16 protein-coding genes are annotated in these 17,771 nt (G+C 70.2%); 4 read left to right on the top strand and 12 right to left on the bottom strand.

Features of this window, described 5'->3' with window-relative positions; genetic code table 11:
- Nucleotides 1–3: 3 nt before the first annotated feature.
- The 8 genes from KUTG_RS40105 to mftA are packed head-to-tail and all read right to left on the bottom strand — an operon-like array spanning nt 4 to nt 8,004.
- Nucleotides 4–306, bottom strand: a complete 303-nt coding sequence (locus KUTG_RS40105) for a ferredoxin family protein (protein WP_043724478.1) — start codon at nt 304–306, stop codon at nt 4–6.
- Complete coding sequence (locus KUTG_RS40100; protein ID WP_043724476.1) at nt 303–1,658, bottom strand: FAD-dependent oxidoreductase; 1,356 nt, start codon at nt 1,656–1,658, stop codon at nt 303–305. The genes KUTG_RS40105 and KUTG_RS40100 overlap by 4 nt, the downstream gene beginning before the upstream one ends.
- The gene (locus KUTG_RS40095) at nt 1,651–2,670 is read right to left on the bottom strand and encodes a mycofactocin-associated electron transfer flavoprotein alpha subunit (RefSeq protein ID WP_232241211.1); all 1,020 of its coding nucleotides are present in this window, start codon (nt 2,668–2,670) and stop codon (nt 1,651–1,653) included. Before KUTG_RS40095 ends, KUTG_RS40100 begins: the two co-directional genes overlap by 8 nt.
- Nucleotides 2,667–4,607 (bottom strand): mycofactocin system FadH/OYE family oxidoreductase 2, encoded by a 1,941-nt coding sequence (locus KUTG_RS40090; protein ID WP_043724472.1) that lies wholly within the window; start codon nt 4,605–4,607, stop codon nt 2,667–2,669. Before KUTG_RS40090 ends, KUTG_RS40095 begins: the two co-directional genes overlap by 4 nt.
- Complete coding sequence (locus tag KUTG_RS40085; protein ID WP_043724471.1) at nt 4,607–6,475, bottom strand: mycofactocin system FadH/OYE family oxidoreductase 1; 1,869 nt, start codon at nt 6,473–6,475, stop codon at nt 4,607–4,609. The genes KUTG_RS40090 and KUTG_RS40085 overlap by 1 nt, the downstream gene beginning before the upstream one ends.
- Nucleotides 6,472–7,635: a mycofactocin radical SAM maturase gene (gene mftC, locus KUTG_RS40080; RefSeq protein WP_043724469.1), complete on the bottom strand. Its 1,164-nt coding sequence runs from the start codon at nt 7,633–7,635 to the stop codon at nt 6,472–6,474. Before mftC ends, KUTG_RS40085 begins: the two co-directional genes overlap by 4 nt.
- Nucleotides 7,636–7,905 carry a mycofactocin biosynthesis chaperone MftB gene (mftB, locus tag KUTG_RS40075; RefSeq protein ID WP_043724463.1) on the bottom strand — a complete coding sequence of 90 codons (270 nt, stop codon included), beginning with the start codon at nt 7,903–7,905 and terminating at the stop codon, nt 7,636–7,638. It abuts the gene before it with no gap.
- Nucleotides 7,906–7,908: 3 nt separating this feature from the next.
- Nucleotides 7,909–8,004, bottom strand: coding sequence for a mycofactocin precursor MftA (mftA, locus tag KUTG_RS59545; RefSeq protein ID WP_063753630.1), 96 nt, complete (start codon nt 8,002–8,004; stop codon nt 7,909–7,911).
- 78 nt (nt 8,005–8,082) lie between these two features.
- Between mftA and mftR the strand changes: the two genes are divergently transcribed.
- From mftR to KUTG_RS40060, 3 genes are all read left to right on the top strand, one after another.
- Entirely contained in the window at nt 8,083–8,718 is a 636-nt protein-coding gene (mftR, locus tag KUTG_RS40070) for a mycofactocin system transcriptional regulator (RefSeq protein WP_043732273.1), read from the top strand.
- Nucleotides 8,719–8,786: 68 nt separating this feature from the next.
- On the top strand, nt 8,787–10,013 hold the full coding sequence (locus KUTG_RS40065; protein WP_043724460.1) for a cytochrome P450: 1,227 nt from the start codon (nt 8,787–8,789) through the stop codon (nt 10,011–10,013).
- 4 nt (nt 10,014–10,017) lie between these two features.
- The gene (locus KUTG_RS40060; protein ID WP_043724458.1) at nt 10,018–10,215 is read left to right on the top strand and encodes a ferredoxin; all 198 of its coding nucleotides are present in this window, start codon (nt 10,018–10,020) and stop codon (nt 10,213–10,215) included.
- Nucleotides 10,216–10,330: 115 nt separating this feature from the next.
- Here KUTG_RS40060 and KUTG_RS40055 read toward each other — a convergent pair whose 3' ends face one another.
- Nucleotides 10,331–10,762 (bottom strand): VOC family protein, encoded by a 432-nt coding sequence (locus KUTG_RS40055; protein ID WP_043724455.1) that lies wholly within the window; start codon nt 10,760–10,762, stop codon nt 10,331–10,333.
- 249 nt (nt 10,763–11,011) lie between these two features.
- Here KUTG_RS40055 and KUTG_RS40050 point away from each other — a divergent pair, with 249 nt between their 5' ends.
- Complete coding sequence (locus KUTG_RS40050) at nt 11,012–11,860, top strand: mycofactocin-coupled SDR family oxidoreductase (protein ID WP_043724452.1); 849 nt, start codon at nt 11,012–11,014, stop codon at nt 11,858–11,860.
- Nucleotides 11,861–11,909: 49 nt separating this feature from the next.
- On the opposite strand, the gene KUTG_RS40045 is transcribed toward KUTG_RS40050, so the two are convergent.
- From KUTG_RS40045 to KUTG_RS40035, 3 genes are all read right to left on the bottom strand, one after another.
- Complete coding sequence (locus tag KUTG_RS40045) at nt 11,910–12,179, bottom strand: PqqD family protein (RefSeq protein WP_043724450.1); 270 nt, start codon at nt 12,177–12,179, stop codon at nt 11,910–11,912.
- 214 nt (nt 12,180–12,393) lie between these two features.
- Nucleotides 12,394–13,146, bottom strand: a complete 753-nt coding sequence (locus KUTG_RS40040) for a thioesterase II family protein (RefSeq protein ID WP_043724448.1) — start codon at nt 13,144–13,146, stop codon at nt 12,394–12,396.
- Nucleotides 13,147–13,251: 105 nt separating this feature from the next.
- Nucleotides 13,252–17,771 (bottom strand): type I polyketide synthase (locus tag KUTG_RS40035; RefSeq protein ID WP_043724446.1); only part of this gene is annotated, 4,520 nt, incomplete at its 5' end.

The following is a 17,771-nucleotide window of genomic DNA, read 5'->3' as shown; positions in this document are numbered from 1 at the left end:
GACTCACCCCTTCCGGAAGGCGACGCCATGGCCGCCGTCGGGATAGGTCCAGCTCAGGGCATTCTCGCCGGAGCAGACCTGGTAGCAGGTGCCGCACTCGAAGCACTGCTCGTAGTTGAACAGGATGCCGCCGTCCGAGGTCGGCACGAAAAGCTTGGCCGGGCAGGCGTACACGCAGTCCGTCGTCTGGCACGACCGGCACACGTCGTTGTCCACGGTGATGTGCGGCCTCTCGGCGACGTCGAAGTCCACCGTGGACATTCGGTCGTCAAAGGCCTGAAGTCCGTAACTCTGTCCTGGGCTCATCCGAACGACCTCACTCCGGTCAGCGCGTCGGACAGGACGTCCCTGGTCTTGACGCCATGCCACTTCAAGACCCGGCGGATCAGCTTGAGCAGGCCGGGCTTCGGACGTGGATTGTCCACCTGGAACAGTCCCTGGGCGAGATCGCACAGCACCGCCGGGTACTCCTGCTGCATCCGCTGCCCCAGCACCAGCCCGGGCACGCGGCGGAGCTTGCGGTGGTCCCCCAGCACGAACGACTCGTCCACCATCCGCTGGTACGAGGCCAGCCCGGACTTCGAGGTGTCCTTGGCCGCCAACGCGTCGGCGGCGGCCCGTCCCGCGTACATGCCGGCCCCGATGGCGAAGTTCACGCCCTCCAGCCAGATCCCGGCCGCCAGGCACATCGCGGCGGCGTCGCCGGCGACGAGGAAGCCGTCGGTCACCAGCTCGGGCATGGTGTCGTAGCCGCCCTCGGGGATCAGGTGGGCCGAGTACTCCAGCAGCTCGCCGCCCCGCACCAGCGGCTCGATCGCCGGGTGCCGCTTCAGCTCGGCGACCAACTCCTCGGGCCGAACCTTCTTCGCCGCCAACCCGTGCGGGTCGACGACCACACCGACGCTGACCGAGTCGAGGTTGGTGTAGAGGAAGCCGCCACCGGGGATTCCCCTGGTGCAGCCCAGGATCTCGATGTCGACGCCGTGCTGGCCGGTGACGCCGAAGCGCTCGTCGATGACGTTTCGAGGCAGCCGCAGGGTTTCCTTGACGCCGAGCGTGACGTGCCCGGTGGGCTTGCCGACGAACATGCCGGCTTCCTTGGCCAGGAAGGAGTTCACGCCGTCACAGGCGATCACCACCTTGGCCGTGAGGTCTCCGTCCGGGCGGTCGGTCCGGACGCCGACGACCGCGCCGCTGGCGTCGCGGAGCAATCCCGTTGCCACCGTTGACGGAACGAGCGTGGCTCCTGCCTCCGTGGCCAGGCCGGCCAGCCAGCCGTCGAGGTCGCAGCGGTGCGCCGTGGCCCCGTTGTAGGGCGGGCCGCCCCAGGCCTGGGTGCGGAAGTCCACGGTCAGCGCCTGCGTCGGCGTCATGATCATCGTGCTGCGGCGGGTCACCCAGCGCTGCACCGGCATCTGCTCCCACCAGCGCGGCACCAGCTCGTCCAGCACCCGCCCGTAGACCACGCCGCCGTACACGTTCTTGGATCCGGGGAACGGCCCGCGTTCCAGCAGCACCACCGAGTGGCCCGCGCGGGCCACCTCCAGCGCCGCCGCCGAGCCCGCCGGCCCCGCGCCGACCACGACCACGTCCACCTCACGCTGCGGCGGCGTGTCGACAACCGCCGACCTCGTTCCCGGACCCGCGTGCTCAGCCATCGCTGTCCTCCAGCCGCCGCGCCAGTTCCGCCAGCACCGCCGGGGCGTCGGCTACGATGCCCAGGTCCGCCATGGCCGTCATCGGGCAGCACGGATCAGTGTTCACGCTGATCACGTGCTTCGGCGCGCCCAAGCCGCCGACGTGCTGGGCCGCCCCCGAGACGCCGAAGGCGATGTACAGATCCGGGTCGATCACCACCCCGGTCGTGCCGATCTGCCGCTCGTGCCCGGCGAACCCGGCGTCGGTGACCACGCGCGTCGCCCCCGCCGCCGCCCCGAGCCGCTCTCCCACCTCGACCAGCAGATCCATCTGCGCCTGGTCGCTCACCAGCCCCGCCCCCGCCCCGAGCACCCGCCGCGCCTCGGCCAGATCCGCCTCTCGCGCCTTGGGCGTGCTGACTTCCAGCGACCGCGCATCCGGCGCATCGACGCTGGTCAGCTCGATCTCGACGATCCGCGGCGGCCCTGGCTCCGTCGCCGCCCCTCTCACGCCGGGCTGCAGCGTGGCGACAAAGGGTCCGTTCGGGGTGAGCTCTTGCAGCCCTTGGCTCCCCCACCGCAGCACGTCCGCGCTCCTCGGCCCCACCGCATTCGCCCCGCTCAGCAGCGGTCTCCCCAGCGCATAGGCCAGCCTCGGCGCCAGGTCCCGCCCATCCGCCGCCGCCACCAGCACCACCGCGTGCACCTCTCCCAGAACCGGCGCCAGCGCCCCCGCTAACGCCCCAGGCGTTACCGTGCCGCTCTCCGCCACCCAGACCGTCCGGGCGGCGGTCAGCTGGTCGGCGGCCACCTTGGCGTTCGTCCCCACCACCAACACCGCCCCACCCGCCTCCGCCGCGACCTCGTCCGCCCCTAGCGGCAACTCCCCGTCCCGCACCACCACCACACCCAGCACCCCAAGATCAAGGGACCATTCCTCTCGTTGAACGTCAGGAAGGGCCCCTTCCTGACGTTCAACGTCAGGAAGGGGCCCTTCCTGACGTTCGCCGGGCGGGAAGTCGGTGGTGATCACAGTGACACCCCCACTCGGTGGCCTTCGATCACGGCGGCGTTGGCCCGGCGCGGGGTGAGGCAGTCGCCGACCCGGTGCACCTCGAAGGGCCCGTCCTTCAACGCCTTCCACAATCCGTCCTCGGGCTCCTGGTGCACGACACAGACGACCCAGTCGAAGCGCTCGGTGGACATGGCGCCGGTGGTGTGGCGGAGGATCTGCACCTCGATGCCCTCGGCGGCCCCCATGATCACCTCGTCGGTGGTCAGCGCGATGCCCTTGTGGTTGGCCCGCAGCAGGAACATCTCCATGTCCAGGGTGACGCCGAGATCCTGGCCGACGACCATGCCGGGCGTGCTGATCCGGACCCGGCAACCGCGGTCGGCCAGCAACTCGGCGACGGAGGTGGCCTGGTGGAAGCCGAGTTCGTCGAAGACCAGCACATCGCCGGCGGGAGCGGCCCGCCCCTCCAGGACGTCCCGGACGTCGACGATCTGGGCCAGTTCCTCGCCCCACCACGGCAGCTTCGGGCGCGCGCCGGTGGCCAGGACCACGACCTCGGGCTGCGCCGCCGTCACACTGTCCACCGTGGCCTCGACGCCGGTGCGGACATCGACGCCGTGACGCTTGCACTCGGCCAGCAGATTCCTTGGCAGGTCGAGGAATTCGGCCCGGCTGGGGACCGTGGCAGCCAGGGCGGCCTGGCCGCCGGTGGTGGAAGAACGTTCCAACAGGGTGACCTGGTGGCCGCGCTGGGCGGCAGTGGAGGCGGCCTGGAGACCGCCGGGACCGCCGCCGACGACGAGCACGCGACGGCCGCGCAGGCGAGGAGCGGGCAGCGGAACGGATTCGTTGCCGGCGCGGGGATTCTCGATGCAGCCGAGCGTGTGGTTGAGCCCCATCCGCCCCACGCACTCCTGGTTGCACGACAGGCAGGTGCGGATGTCGCTGGCGTGCCCGGACCGGGCCTTGGCCATGAACTCGGGATCGGCGATCTGCCCCCGGACCACGCCGACGAGGTCGCAGTGGCCCTCGGCGAGCGCCCGCTCGGCCTGCACCGGGTCCTTGATCCGCCCGACGCCGACGACCGGCAGCTTCACGGCCTGCCGCATGGCGTTGGCGATGAACAGGGCGTAACCAGGCGGAACGGCCATCGAGGCCTCGATCATGAACAGCGTGGAGGTGGCGACGCCGATCGAGGTGTTGATGTAGTCGACCTGGCCGGTGGCCTCGACCAGCCGCGCGACCTCGACGGCCTCGTCAAGCTTGATGCCGCCCTCGATCAGCTCGTCGCCACACAGCCGCACGCCGAGGGCCAGGCCGGGGCCGATGGCGTCCCGGACGGCGGCGACGATGTCCAGCAGGATACGGGCACGGTTGGCCAGGGATCCGCCGTAGCGGTCGGTGCGCTTGTTGGTGGCCGGGGAGAGAAAGCCCCGCACGATCGAGGAATGCGAGCACTGGAGCTCGACGCCGTCGAACCCGCCCTCGGCGCAGTGCCTTGCCACCAGGGCGTATCCCGCGATGATGTCGGCGATGTCCTTGTCGTCGACGGCCTTGGGCACCTCGCGGAACAGCGGATCCGGCACGGCCGACGGGGCCAGCACCGGCAGCCGCGAGTACAGGCTCGACGCCTGGCCGCCGTTGTGGTTGAGCTGCGCGAAGATCGGTACCCGGTGGGCGTGCACGGCATCGGTGATCCGCCGGTAGCCCTCGACGACGTCCGGATTGAAGCCGTGGATCAGCTTCTCGTACGGCCAGTCCGACGGGTGGGTGGAATGCTCCTCGGTGATGATCAGCCCGACGCCGCCGGCCGCCCGGGCCGCGTAGTAGGCGGCGTGCTGCTCGCTGGGCCGCCCGTCCTCGGCATAGTTGGTGAGATGCGCGGAGAACACGACCCGGTTGGCGAGCATCACCGGTCCGACCCGGAACGGCGAGAACAGGAACCGGAAAGCCATCAGGAAACCCCCTGGGCGGCCCGCCGGCCCTCCAACACGGCCTCGTACAACGTCCTGGGGGCCACGCAGTCGCCGGCCCGCACCTCGCCCGGCGTCACATCGGGCAACCGGTGTCCACAATGGACGACCAGCCCGCAGGCCAGCTCCTGTTTCTCGCCGGTGAGCACGTGTTCCACGACCACGCTCGCGTCGCGAACGGCCAGCAGGGTCGACCGCTTGACCAGTTGGACGCCGGCGCGGTGCAGCCGGGCGTTGGCATCGGCCAGATCGCCGGTGACGGCCAACTGGGTGCCGACGACGGCGTCCCGCGTCACGACGGTCGTGTCCCGGCCGGCGCTGGCCAGCAGCTCGGCGATCCGGGCGCCGACCGAGTCCCCGACCGGGTCGAACACCACCACCGGGCCCGCCGGCAGGGCATCGAGCCCGGCCCGCAGCACGTCGGCGACGTCGAGGACCTGGCCGCCGTCGATGTCGTAGTCACGCGGCCCGGGAACCGAGCCGGTGGCCAGCACGACCGTCCGCCCGCCGAAGTCGGCGCTGGTCACGGCCTCGCCGGTGCGGATCTTCACGCCCAGCCGGCTCACCTCCGACGCCAGCCAGTCGGCGAAGCCCTCCAGCGGCGACAACCTGAGCGAGCCGCCGAGTTGCTCGCTCCGCTCGACCAGCTCCACCTGATGCCCTCGATCGGCCAACGCCCGCGCGGCCTCCAGGCCGGCGGGACCGCCGCCAACGACGAGCACCTCGCGCGGGGCGGCGGGCGGCGCCAGCGGACGGTCCGTCGTCTCGTAGCCGCTGGACGGCTCGACAACGCAGCTCACGACGGCATTCCGGCCGTCACGGACGCGGCACCGCTGGTTGCACAACACACACGGCCGGACGCGCTCGGTCTCTTCCTTGACGCACAAGGCAACCAGGTTCGGCTCGGCGATCTGGGCCCGGGTCATCTCCACCAGGTCGGCCACGCCGGAGGACAGCGCCCACTCGGCCTGGTCGGGCCCGACGATCGAACCCTGAAGGATCACGTCGGCCACACCGCCGACCGCGGACCGAATGTCCCGGCACAGGTCGATGTTGAAGCCGGAAGGCGTGTGGAAGTCGGGGCGGGTGGCCGAAGTGGACATGGCCGAACCCCGCACGACGGTGATGTAGTCGACGGCCTTGGCCAGCTCGGCGGCGAGACCGGCCGCGTGCTCGGGCGTGATGCCCGCCCACGGGGCGAGCTCGTCGCAGGACAGCCGCAGCCCGAGGATCCGGTCGCGGCCGAGGATATCCCGTACCGCGCAGAGCACTTCGCGCAGCAGCAACGCCCGGTCGGCACCGTACTCGTCCTCGCGCTGGTTGGTCAGACCGGACAGGAACTGCCGCAGCAGGCTGTGCTGGCCGGCGTCGATCTCCACGCCGTCCACATCGGACTCCATGGCAATCGCCGTGGCGAAGGAGAAGCCCTGGAGCAACCGGTCCAGCTCGGGTTCTTCCATCTCCATCGGCAGTTCCCGGCTGGCCACGTCCGCCACCCGCGACGGAGCCCACAGCGCCGTGCGGGAGTAGGCGGCCGAGCCCTGTGAACCGGCATGGCCGAGCGAGGCCACCACCAGCGTCCCATGTGGACGGCAGGCGGACACGGTCGCGGCCCAGCCCGGCTGGCACTCGGCCGCCAACGGGGCCCGCTCGTACGGCCAGTCGCTGGTGTCCACGCTGGCCGTCTCGGTGACGATAACTCCGGCCCCGCCGGCCGCGCGGCGCTCGTAGTAGGCCACGTGCCGCAGCGAGATCGCCCGCCCACGGCCCAGATTCGTCTCGTGCGGCCCGAACATCACGCGACTGGGCGCGGTTCGGCCGGCCAGCACGACCGGAGTCGTCAGTATCACCGCATACCCGCCAGGGGACTCGTGTCGCAGGCCCGGTCGGCCGGCTGTCCGAAGCCGATCGACAGCGGCACCGGCTTCTTGCGCCGCGAGTGGTCGCCGGACGGCTTCGGCGGCGCGCCGGCGGTGGCCAGCGCCAGTTCCCCGTAGCCCTGCACGCATTCGGGGTCCGGGCCGTCCATCGGCAGGCCGGTGAAGAACTTGGCGGCCATGCAGCCGCCGCGGCAGCTGTCGTAGGAGGGACAGGACGAGCAGCTCCCCGCCGACGTCGGGCGGCGGAGGTCCTGGAACAGAGGGGAGTTCCGCCAGACCTCGCTGAAGCCGCCCGGAGCGCGTACGTTGCCGGCGAGGAACTGCTCGTGGATCGCGAAGGGGCACGCGTACACGTCCCCGATGGGGTCGATCAGGCACACCACCCGGCCCGCGCCGCACAGGTTCAGCCCCGGCAGCGGGGTCGAACCGAACGCGTTGAGGTGGAAGAAGGAGTCGCCGGTCAGGACGCCTTCCCCGTGGGCCACCAACCAGTTGTAGAGCTGCCGCTGCTGCGCGGCCGTCGGGTGCAGCTCGTCCCACACGTCGGCGCCGCGGCCGGACGGGCGCAGCCGGGTGATGCGCAGCTGCCCGCCGTAGGAGTCGGCGATGGCCGCGAAGTCGTCGAGCTGGTCGACGTTCTGACGGGTCATCACCACGCTGATCTTGAAGTCGCGGAAGCCCGCGTCGGCGAGGTTTCCCATGGCGCGCATGGCCGTGTCGAAGGAACCGGGCCCGCGGACGGCGTCGTTGACCGCCGCCGTCGCCCCGTCCAGCGAAATCTGCACGTCCACGTAGTCGCTGCCGGCCAACCACTTCGCGCGCTTCTCGTTCAGGCGCACGCCGTTGGTGGAGAACTTCACGCCGACCTGGTGGTCGGTGGAGTACTCCACCAGCTCCCAGAAGTCCGACCGGACCGTGGGCTCGCCGCCGCCGATGTTGACGTAGAACACCTGCATGCGCTGCAACTCGTCGATCACCGCACGGCACTGGGCGGTGTCCAGCTCGCGGGGGTCGCGGCGGCCGGACGACGAAAGGCAGTGCACGCAGGCGAGATTGCAGGCGTAGGTGAGCTCCCAGGTCAGGCAGATCGGCGCGTCGAGACCGGTCGCGAAGTGGTCGACCAGCTTCATCTACGGCTCCCGCTGTTGGATCGTGCCCGCGTCGGCCAGTCCGGCGAGGGCGTGCAGGTAGGCGGCGCGCTGTCCCGGCGCCACCTCCACAGCGTCCAAAGTGGAGTCGACGTCGGCGTGCTTCTCCAGCGTGGCAACGACCTGCGCGAGCTGCTTGGTCTTGAGGAAGGACAGCCGGCGGGTGGTGAAGTCGTAGACCAGCGCGCCGAACGGCTCGGGCCGCAACGCCACCTGGGGCGAGCAGCGGTACGGTCGCTTGGGATCGAACATCGGCTAGTAGACGCCGCACATGCCGTCGATGGAGACTTCCTCGACGAGCAGCTCGTCCACATCATCGGAAGTAGTGGGCGTTTCCGTGTCGTTCGCCATGACACACTCCTGAACGGGGCGGGCTTGCCTTCGAACAAACACGAAGCTAATGACACCCGGTGCCGATTGGAAGACAGCATGGCGAAGGTCGGGGGAAACACCCAGTCTTGCGGCCGCGGCGGCCGGCAGCGCGTCAGCACCCACCTCGACCTGGAGCATGTCGCGCTGGAGCTGTTCACCGAGCGGGGCTACGAGGCGACCACGGTCGACGAGCTGGCCCGCGCCGCCGGCGTGAGCCGTCGCACGTTCTTCCGCTACTTCCCGTCGAAGAACGACATCGCGTGGGGCGCCTTCGACCGTGAGCTGGAACGCCTGCGGTGCTGGCTGCGGGAATGCGGGCCGGGGCTGGCGGCGATGGACGCCGTGCGGCAGGCCGTGGTGGCGTGCAACCGGCTCGATGCCGACGAGATTCCCTGGCACCGCAAGCGAATGGCACTGATCCTGCGCGTGCCGGCGTTGCAGGCCCACTCCACGCTCCGGTACGTCCAGTGGCGGCAGGTGATCGCCGACTTCGTGGCGCCGCGCCTGGGCCACCCGGCCGATTCCCTTGTCCCGCAGTCGATCGCCTATGCCACACTGGGCGTGGCCGTCGCCGCGCACGAGCAGTGGCTGGCCGCCGAGCACGCCGATCTGCCGCAGCTGCTGGACTTCGCGTTGCGAGAACTGGCGTCAGGCTTCACTTTGCCGTCCCTGACCGGGGTTAGGGGTGCGTAGGGGCTGACACTGCACGAGCCCCCTGACGGAACCTACCCGCGAGGCGTCCCTATCGAGAGGCAGCACCCATGACCGCCGAAGTCACCACCGCGCCTATCACGGCTCCCGCCTTTCCGCTGAGCCGCAGCCGCTGTCCGCTGAACCCGCCACAGGAGTACGAGCGGCTGCGTGAGGAGCAGTCCGTCAGCAAGGTGACGTTGCGGGTGTCGGGCAAGCAGGTCTGGATCGTCACGCGGCACGACCAGGTCCGGCAGGTGCTGGGCAGCCCGGACATGAGCTCCAACTGGAAGCTGCCCGGCTACCCGCTCCAGGTGCCTCTGCCGCCCGATGTGCTGGAGACGCTGGAGCTGCCGCTGGTCGCGATGGACCCGCCCGACCACACCGTGCGCCGGCGCGCCCTGATCCCCGAGCTGACCGCCAAGCGCATGCAGGCCCTGCGGCCGCGCATCCAGGAGGTCACCAACCAGCACATCGACGCCATGCTGGCCAAGGGCGGCCCGGTCGACCTGATCCAGGAGCTGGCCGTGCCGGTGCCGTCGCTGGTGTTCTGCGAGCTCATCGGCGTCGGCGGGGAGAACGTGGACTTCTTCCGCCGCTACGCCGAGCAGATGGTCAACCGGGACATCACCCCGGAGGAGTTCGGCGCCGCGCAGTACGAGATGGAGATGCACCTACAGGGCCTGGTCACGGCCAAGACCGAGAACCCGGGCGACGACGTGCTGAGCCGGGTGATCGCCAAGAACAACGAGACCGGCGAGCTTCAGCACAACGACCTGGTGGCGCTGGCCCGGATGCTGCTGTTCGGCGGCTTCGACACCACCGCCAACATCATCGGCCTCGGCACCGTGGCGCTGCTGGAGAACCCGGCGCAGCTGGCCGAGGTGAAGGCCGACCCGTCGCTGATGCCCAAGGCGGTGGAAGAGCTCTTCCGCTACCTGAGCATCTCCGACTCGGCGACCGCCCGCGTGGCCACCAAGGACATCGAGATCGACGGCGTGCTGATCAGGGCCGGCGAGGGCATCATCGCCCTGAACGGCTCGGCCAACCGCGACGACCGCTTCTTCGCCGATCCCGATGCCCTCGACATCCACCGGGAGGCCAAGGGGCACTTGGCTTTCGGCCACGGCAACCACCAGTGCCCGGGCGCCAACCTGGTCCGGGTGGAGCTCGACGTCGTCTTCACCACCCTGTTCTCCCGCATCCCCACGCTGCGCCTGGCCGCGCCCGTGGAGGAGCTGGAGTTCAAGCACGACCAGCTGATCTACGGCCTGTACTCGCTGCCCGTGACCTGGTGACGCAATGAGGATCCGCTACGACCGGGAGCGCTGCGTCGGCTCCGGCGCCTGCGCCTTCACGCTGCCCGAGATCTTCGACCAGGACGAGGACGACGGTCGTGTGCTCGTGCTGGTGGAAAGGCCCGGCGCCGAACACCGAAAAGCGATCGAGGACGTCGCCGCCAGCTGCCCCGTGTTGGCGTTGAGCGTCGAGGACGACTAGTAGGGAAATCACCAGAACCGCCCCGGGCCAATTAGCCCGGGGCGGTTCCGCAATATGCGAATCCCCCGACCCGCATGCGGGTCGGGGGATTCTTCGCGGGAGGCGAGTCGGGCGACTAGTCCGGGGAGGACTGGAGTTCGACGAGGTTGCCGTCGGGGTCGCGGAGAAGGGCGATACGCGTGTCCTCGCCCCAGTCCGGGACGTCCACCGCCGGCTCCACAATGGTCGCTCCCGCGGCCACACAGACCGCCTGGGCGGCGTCCACGTCGGCCACGCGGAAGCAGAGCAGGCAGGCGTCGCCGCCGCTGCGGGACAGCTCGGCGCTACCGGCGTGCGGGGTCATGACCTGGCGGTTCATCAGGGCCAGGTAGGGCTTCTGGAACTCGACGTCGAACCGGGCGTACGGCCACTGCTCGTCGCCCTTGGCCAGCTTCGCGCCGGTCAGCTCGGGCAGCACCGCGTTGTAGAAGCGGAAGCATTCGACGTATTTGTTGACCAGCAGCCGGGTGTGCAGGGTCTCGACGAGAATCGGTGGCCGGGTGCCCATGTGCGCTCCTCACGAATGGCACGGCAGAGATAGGTCTCACCGATGACGATAACCGCGGTGGGAACCCTTTCACACCCCTAGTTGACTAGGAAACAGCTGAATCCGAATACCACGCAACGTAGGCACCGAACACCCCGGTGTGGCTACCCCCTAGAGGTACTGGGGGCTTCACTAAGGGGGGTTGGGGTCCGTACGGGTCACGGCCGACAATCGATTCCGGCTGTCGACAACAAACAGTGGGAGGGCCTGATGGGCCGGGTAGCAGACAAGGTCGTGGCGATCACCGGCGCCGCGCGCGGACAGGGCCGTAGCCACGCCGTTCGGCTCGCCGAGGAGGGCGCCGACATCATCGCGATCGACCTGTGCGAGGACGTCGAGATCGCCGAGTACGCGATGGCCACCGCTGAGGACCTCGAGGAGACCGCGCGCCTGGTGGAGAAGACCGGCCGCCGCATCGTCACCCGCAAGGCCGACGTGCGCGACTACGCGGCCATGAAGGCGGCGATCGCCGAGGGCGTCGCCGAGCTGGGCCGGCTGGACTCCGTGATCGCCAACGCCGGCATCAGCCCGATCGGCCAGGGCCGTCCCGTGCAGGCCTTCACCGACACCCTGGACATCAACCTGGTCGGCGCGATCAACACCGTGCACGCCGCCCTGCCGCACCTGGCCGAGGGTGCGTCCATTGTGGTCATCGGCTCCGCCGCCGGCCTGATCCCCGGCCGCGGCGGCAACGGCCCCGAGGGGCCGGGCGGCGCCGGCTACAGCTTCTCCAAGCAGACGCTGGCCGAGTACGTGAACACGCTGGCCCTGCAGCTGGCCAAGTCCGGCACCCGCGTCAACGCCGTGCACCCCAGCAACTGCAACACCGACATGCTGCACAGCGCCCCGATGTACAAGACCTTCCGCCCCGACCTGGAGAACCCCACCCGCGAGGACGCCGAGCTGGGCTTCGTGGCGTTCCAGGCCATGCCGATCCCCTACGTCGAGCCCTCGGACGTCTCGCACGCCGTGACGTACCTGGTGTCCGACGAGTCCCGCTACGTGACCGGCCTGCAGCTCAAGGTCGACGGCGGCGCCCTGGTGAAGCTGGGCTTCTGACGGCTCCGACCGGGCACTGTGGACAGTGCCCGGTCGGAGTTCGTGGCCTTTACGGTGTCGCGCCGACGAGACCTGCGTCGCACAGCTCGTCGACCCAGACGTCCAGATCGGCCCTGATGTTCACGGGATCGCTCTCCCACGCTCCGGCCAGGGTTCTGGCCGCCGTCTCCACGTCGCCACCGTGCTGGCGCAGGGCGATCCACATCGCCGCACCCACGGTGTCGCAACGGAATCTGGTTCCCGTCGTGGACGAGACCAGCTCCAGCCGCCCGTCGTCGAGCAGCGCGGCAGTCACGCCGGCAGTCGGTTTCACAGGCATGTTCGCACCCCACTAGGGATCTTTGCGGTGACCTCGCTGTCCTGCCGGGGTGCGTGGCGAGTCCCGGCTTTCTCCAAGCAGGTGGCCGATTTGTCGGTTGTTCGGTCGGATAACGCTGAGCCGGCCCGGGTCTCCGGGCCGGCTTTTCGTGTTTTCTGTTGTGTTCCAGCACCGCCGGTCCGGGACTGACGGGTCCCGGGCCGGCGGTGTGGTCTCAGGCGGCCAGCGCCGTCCGGGTACCGGCGGTCTCCCGGATCAGCCGCATCGCCGCGGTCGCGTGGTCGTTGATGAAGAAGTGGCCGCCCGGGTACACCTTCAGGTCGAAGCGGCCGTTGGTGTGGTTGGCCCAGGCCTGCGCCTCCTGCGCGGTGACCATCGGGTCGTTGTCGCCCGTCAGCACGGTGATCGGGCAGTTCAGCAGCGGGCCCTCCTGGTACCGGTAGGTCTCGACCGCCTTGTAGTCGCTGCGCACCGACGGCAGGATCATGCGGATGATCTCGTCGTCGCCCAGCACCGCGGAATCCGTTCCGCTCAACGACTTCAGCTCCTCGACCAGCGCGTCGTCGCTGGCCAGGTGCATCCGGTCGTCCCGGTAGCACGTCGGCGCGCGCCGGCCCGAGGCGAACAGCTTCAGCGGCTGCGTGCCGCCCTTCTCCATCCGCCGGGCCACCTCGAATGCGATCATCGCGCCCATGCTGTGCCCGAACAGTGAGATCGGCTTGTCGGCCAAGGGCTCCAGGTGGGCCGCGATGATGTCCGCCAGCTCCCCGATCGAGTCCACACAGGACTCCGCCCGGCGGTCCTGCCGCCCCGGGTACTGGATCGCGATCACGTCGATCTCCGGCGACAGCACGCGGGAGACCGGGAAGTAGAAGGTCGCCGAGCCACCTGCGTGCGGGAAGCACACCAGCCGCGTCGGGGCGTCCGACACCGGGTGGAAGCGGCGGATCCAGGCATCGCCTGACATGACGGGTACATCCTCTCGGTGGTTCCCCGTGCTGTGGGGAAGGACGCCTTACCCTCGTTCAACGCGGGTAAGGCGTCCTTCCCTGCATCACCCGGGGCGCGTGAGCTAAGCGATGGAGTCGAGCTCGTTGTCCAGGATGTCGAACAGGTCGCTGGCGCTGACCTCGGTGAGGTCCCCGGCGGGGGTGTCCTCCTGCTGGTCGTCGACCCACTTGGAGGTCAGGGCGCGCAGGCGGGAGGCGATGCGGGAGCGGTCGGTGGCGTCGGGGTTGGTGGTCAGGGCGGCGGCGATGGCGGCCTCGAGCTTGGCCAGTTCGCCGTCGAGGGCGGACAGGTCGGGCTCGCCGGAGGCGCCGCCGAGTTCGGCGACGAGGAAAGAGGCAATCGCCGACGGGGTCGGGTAGTCGAAGACGAGGGTGGCGGGCAGGCGGAGGCCGGTCTCGGTGCTGAGCAGGTTCCGGAAGTCGACGGCGGACAGGGAGTCGAAGCCGAGTTCACGGAAGTCGCGGTCGGGACCGATGTTGTCGATGGAGGAGTGACCGAGGACGGAGGCGACGCGGGCGCGGACGAGGTCGAGGACGACGCGGGTCTGCTCCACTTCGGACAGACCGGAGATGCGCTCGGCGAGGCCAACTGCCACCGAAGGCTTGGCGGCGGCGCGAACGGGGGTACGGACGAGGCCCCGGAGCAGGGCCGGGATCTCGTCGGTGCGGTTGCGGAGGGCGGAGCCGTCGATGCGCATGGGGACGACGACGGCCCGGTCAGCGGAAACGCCGGCGTCGAACAGGGCGAGGCCCTGGTCGACGGGCAGCGCGGGCAGGCCCTGGCGGGCCATACGGGACAGGTCGGCCTCGGACAGCTCGGCGCCGAGGCCGATGCCGCCCCAGAGCCCGAACGCCAGCGAGGTGGCGGGAAGGCCCTGGGACCGGCGGTGCTGGGCCAAGGCGTCGACGAAGACGTTGCCGGCGGCGTAGCTGCCCTGACCGGCGGCGAGAACCAGGCCACCGGCGGACGAGAAGAGCACGAAAGCCTTGAGGTCGCTGGTCAACTCGTGCAGATGCCAGGCGGCGTCGGCCTTGGGACGGATGGTCGCCTCGAAGTCCTCGGGGGTGACCGCGCCGATCAAAGCGTTCTCCCCGGCCGCGGCGGCGTGTATCACGACGGTAAGCCCCGGAATGCCGGCCAGCAGCGCAGCGACCTGGGAGCGATCGGTGACGTCGCAGGCGGCGATGGTGACGGTGGTGGCGCCGCTGTCCATCAGCGCCGCCTGCAAGTCGGCGGCACCGGGGGCGTTGAGGCCGCGACGGCTGGTCAACACCAGGTTCTGCACGCCGTGCTTGGTGACGAGATGCTTGGCCACCAGGGCACCCAGGCCGCCGGTGCCGCCGGTGATCAGGACCGTGTCGTCGGCAGACCACGGAGTCGACGACACGGTGGCGACGGAGGTGAGCCTGGGCACCAACAGAGAACCTTCGCGCACGGCGATTTCCGGCTCGCCGGCGGCGAGGGCGTGCGGCAAAGCGTTGTCGGAGGCGGAAGTTCCGTCGACGTCGACGAGGGCGAACCGGCCGGGGTTCTCGGCCTGGCCGGCGCGGATCAAACCCCACACGGGGGCCTGCCGGAGGTCGACGTCCTCACCGGTCGCCCGCACGGTGACGACGGCCAGCTTGGAGTCGGCAAAGCGGGCATCGGCCAGCCACTCGCGGGCGATGTCCAGCACGAAGTTGGCGGCCGTACGGACTCCGTCCAGGGAGAAAGAGCCCGGCGGCACAACAACAACCACCAGCTCCGGCACGACGTCGATGGCCGCGAGCGACGGGAAGGCCTTGCCCAGTCCCAGATCGGGCCCGACCACGGCGACGGAGCCCAGCGGCGCGTTCGGCGTTGGCACGGAGACCCAGTCGATGCCGTACAGGGACTCGGTGCCGGCGCTGAGCTGCTCGGCGGAGACCGGCCGCGACACCAGTTCCGCGACTGTGAGCACCGGCTGCCCGGCCTGGTCGGCGATCCGCATGGACGACACCTCGTCGCCGCGGACCTGCCGGATCCACACCCGCAGCGCGGAAGCGCCGGTGGCGTGCAGCGTGACTCCGTTCCAGGAGAACGGAAGCAGCGTGGCCCCCTCGCCGCTGTCGTCGACCAGGTCGGCATGCATGGCGGCGTCTAGCAGGGCAGGGTGCAGGCCGTAGCGGTCGCCCTCGGCCCCCTCAGGCAGCTGAACCTCGGCGTACACATCGTCGCCGCGCCGCCAGGCGGCCTTGAGACCCTGGAACACGGGGCCGTAGCCGTAGCCACGGTCATGCAGCAGCTCGTACGCCCGGCCCAGGTCAAGGGCCGTGGCATCGGCCGGCGGCCACGTGGTCAGGTCGAAGTCCGGGGCGGCGAGCTCGGAGGACAGGATGCCGGTGGCGTGCCGGGTCCACTCGCCCTCGCTCCCCTCGGCCCGCGAGTAGGCGCCGACGGAACGGCGGCCGCTCTCGTCGGCGGCGCCGACCGTGACCTGCACGGTGACGCCGCCGCGCTCGGGCAGGATCAGCGGCGCGGCCAGGGTCAGCTCCTCGATCACGTCGCTGCCGACGTGCCGGCCGGCGTGGCCGACCAGCTCGACGAAACCCGTGCCGGGGAACAGAATGCTGCCGAGGATGTCATGGTCGGCCAGCCACGGCTGAGCGTCCACGGCCAGCCGGCCGGTCAGCACGAGGCCACCGGTGTCGGGCAGCTCGACGGTGGCGTCGATCAGCGGGTGGTCGGAGTTGCCGAAGCCCTTCACGGTGCGGGTGCCGGCCTGGAGGTCGGACCAGTAGCGCTGGCGCTGGAACACGTAGGTGGGCAGGTCGACCGGCTGGACGTCGAGGCCGGCGAAGAACTCCGTCCAGTTCACGGCGACGCCGTTGGCGAAGGCCTTGGCCAGGCCGGAGACCAGCTCGTGCTCCTGCGGCTTGTCCTTACGCTGCAGGGCGACGAACACCGCGTCGTCGCCGTCCACGCAGCCGGCGCCCATGCCGGCGAGCACGCCGTCGGGGCCGATCTCCACGAACTTGGTCACGCCCTTGGCGGTCAGGCCGGTCACCGCGTCCGCGAACCGAACGGCCTGCCGGACGTGGTTGACCCAGTACTCCGGCTGCGACCACGTGCCGCCGCCGGCCGACGTGACCGCCACCGGGATCCTGGGTTCGGCGAAGGTCAGACCCTCGACCACGCCGCGGAACTCGTCGAGCATCGGCTCCATCAACGGCGAGTGGAACGCGTGCGAGACCTTCAGGCGGGTGGTCTTGCGGCCCAGCGCCTCGAACTCCGCCTGGATGGCCAGGACGGCCTTCTCGTCACCGGAGATGACCACCGACCGCGGGCCGTTCACAGCGGCGATGCCGACGTCGTCGACCAGGGTGATCTCGTCCTCGGTGGCCTGGATCGCCACCATCGCGCCGCCGGCCGGCAGGGCCTGCATCAGGCGGCCACGGGCGCTGACCAGCTTGGCCGCGTCATCGAGGGAGAGGACACCGGCGATGTGGGCGGCGGCGATCTCACCGACCGAGTGACCGGCCAGGAAGTCCGGGCGCACACCCCAAGACTGAACTAAACGGTACAGTGCAACTTCGAAGGCGAACAGCGCGGGCTGCGTCGTGCCGGTCTGGTTGAGGGCCTCTTGATCAGCGCCCCAGATGACGTCCCGGAGCGAGGGGACAGAGGAGGAACGGGCGGTGTCGGCCTGATCCAGTTGTGCGACGACCTCGTCCCAGGCCGTGGCGAAGGCCGGGAAGGCGTCGTACAGCTCGCGACCCATGCCGATGCGCTGGGATCCCTGGCCGGTGAACAGGAAGGCCACCAGGCCCTGAGCCCGGGCGACGGCGTGGTTGGCGCCCTCGGCGATCGAGGCCAGGCCGGCCACCGCTGTCTCGCGGTCGGATGCCACCACAACACCCCGGTGCTCGAACGGGGTCCGGGTGGCGGCCAGCGAGTAGGCGATGTCGGCGAAGGAACCCTGAACAGTCGACAGGGCGGAAGCGTTGGCCGCCAAGGCTTCCGGGGTCTTGCCGCTCACGATCCACGGCAGCACACGGGACACCGGAGCCCGCTCCGCCGGCTCCTCGGCCGACGCCTGCTCGATGATCACGTGGGCGTTGGTGCCGCCCAGGCCGAAGGACGAGATGCCGGCCCGGCGCGGGCGGTCCACCTCGGGCCAGGGACGGGCGTCCGCAAGCAACTCGACGTTGCCTGCGCTCCAGTCGACCTGTGGGGTGGGCTCGTCGGCGTACAGGGACCTGGGCAGCTGGCCGTGCTCGATGGCCTTGACCATCTTGATCACACCGGCCACGCCGGCCGCGGCCTGGGTGTGGCCCATGTTGGACTTGATGGACCCCAGGTACAGCGGCTCGTCGCGGTCCTGGCCGTAGGTGGCCAGCACCGCCTGGGCCTCGATCGGGTCGCCGAGCTTGGTGCCGGTGCCGTGCGCCTCGACCACGTCCACATCGGACGTCCGGAGGTCGGCGGCGGCCAGCGCCTGCCGGATCAACCGCTGCTGCGACGGGCCGTTGGGCGCCGTCAGGCCGCTGGACGCACCGTCCTGGTTGACGGCGCTGGAGCGGATGACCGCCAGCACCGGGTGCCCGTTGCGGCGGGCGTCGG

Source organism: Kutzneria sp. 744, from assembly GCF_000568255.1.
Classification (GTDB): domain Bacteria; phylum Actinomycetota; class Actinomycetes; order Mycobacteriales; family Pseudonocardiaceae; genus Kutzneria.
This window is presented reverse-complemented; position numbering and strand designations above follow the sequence as displayed.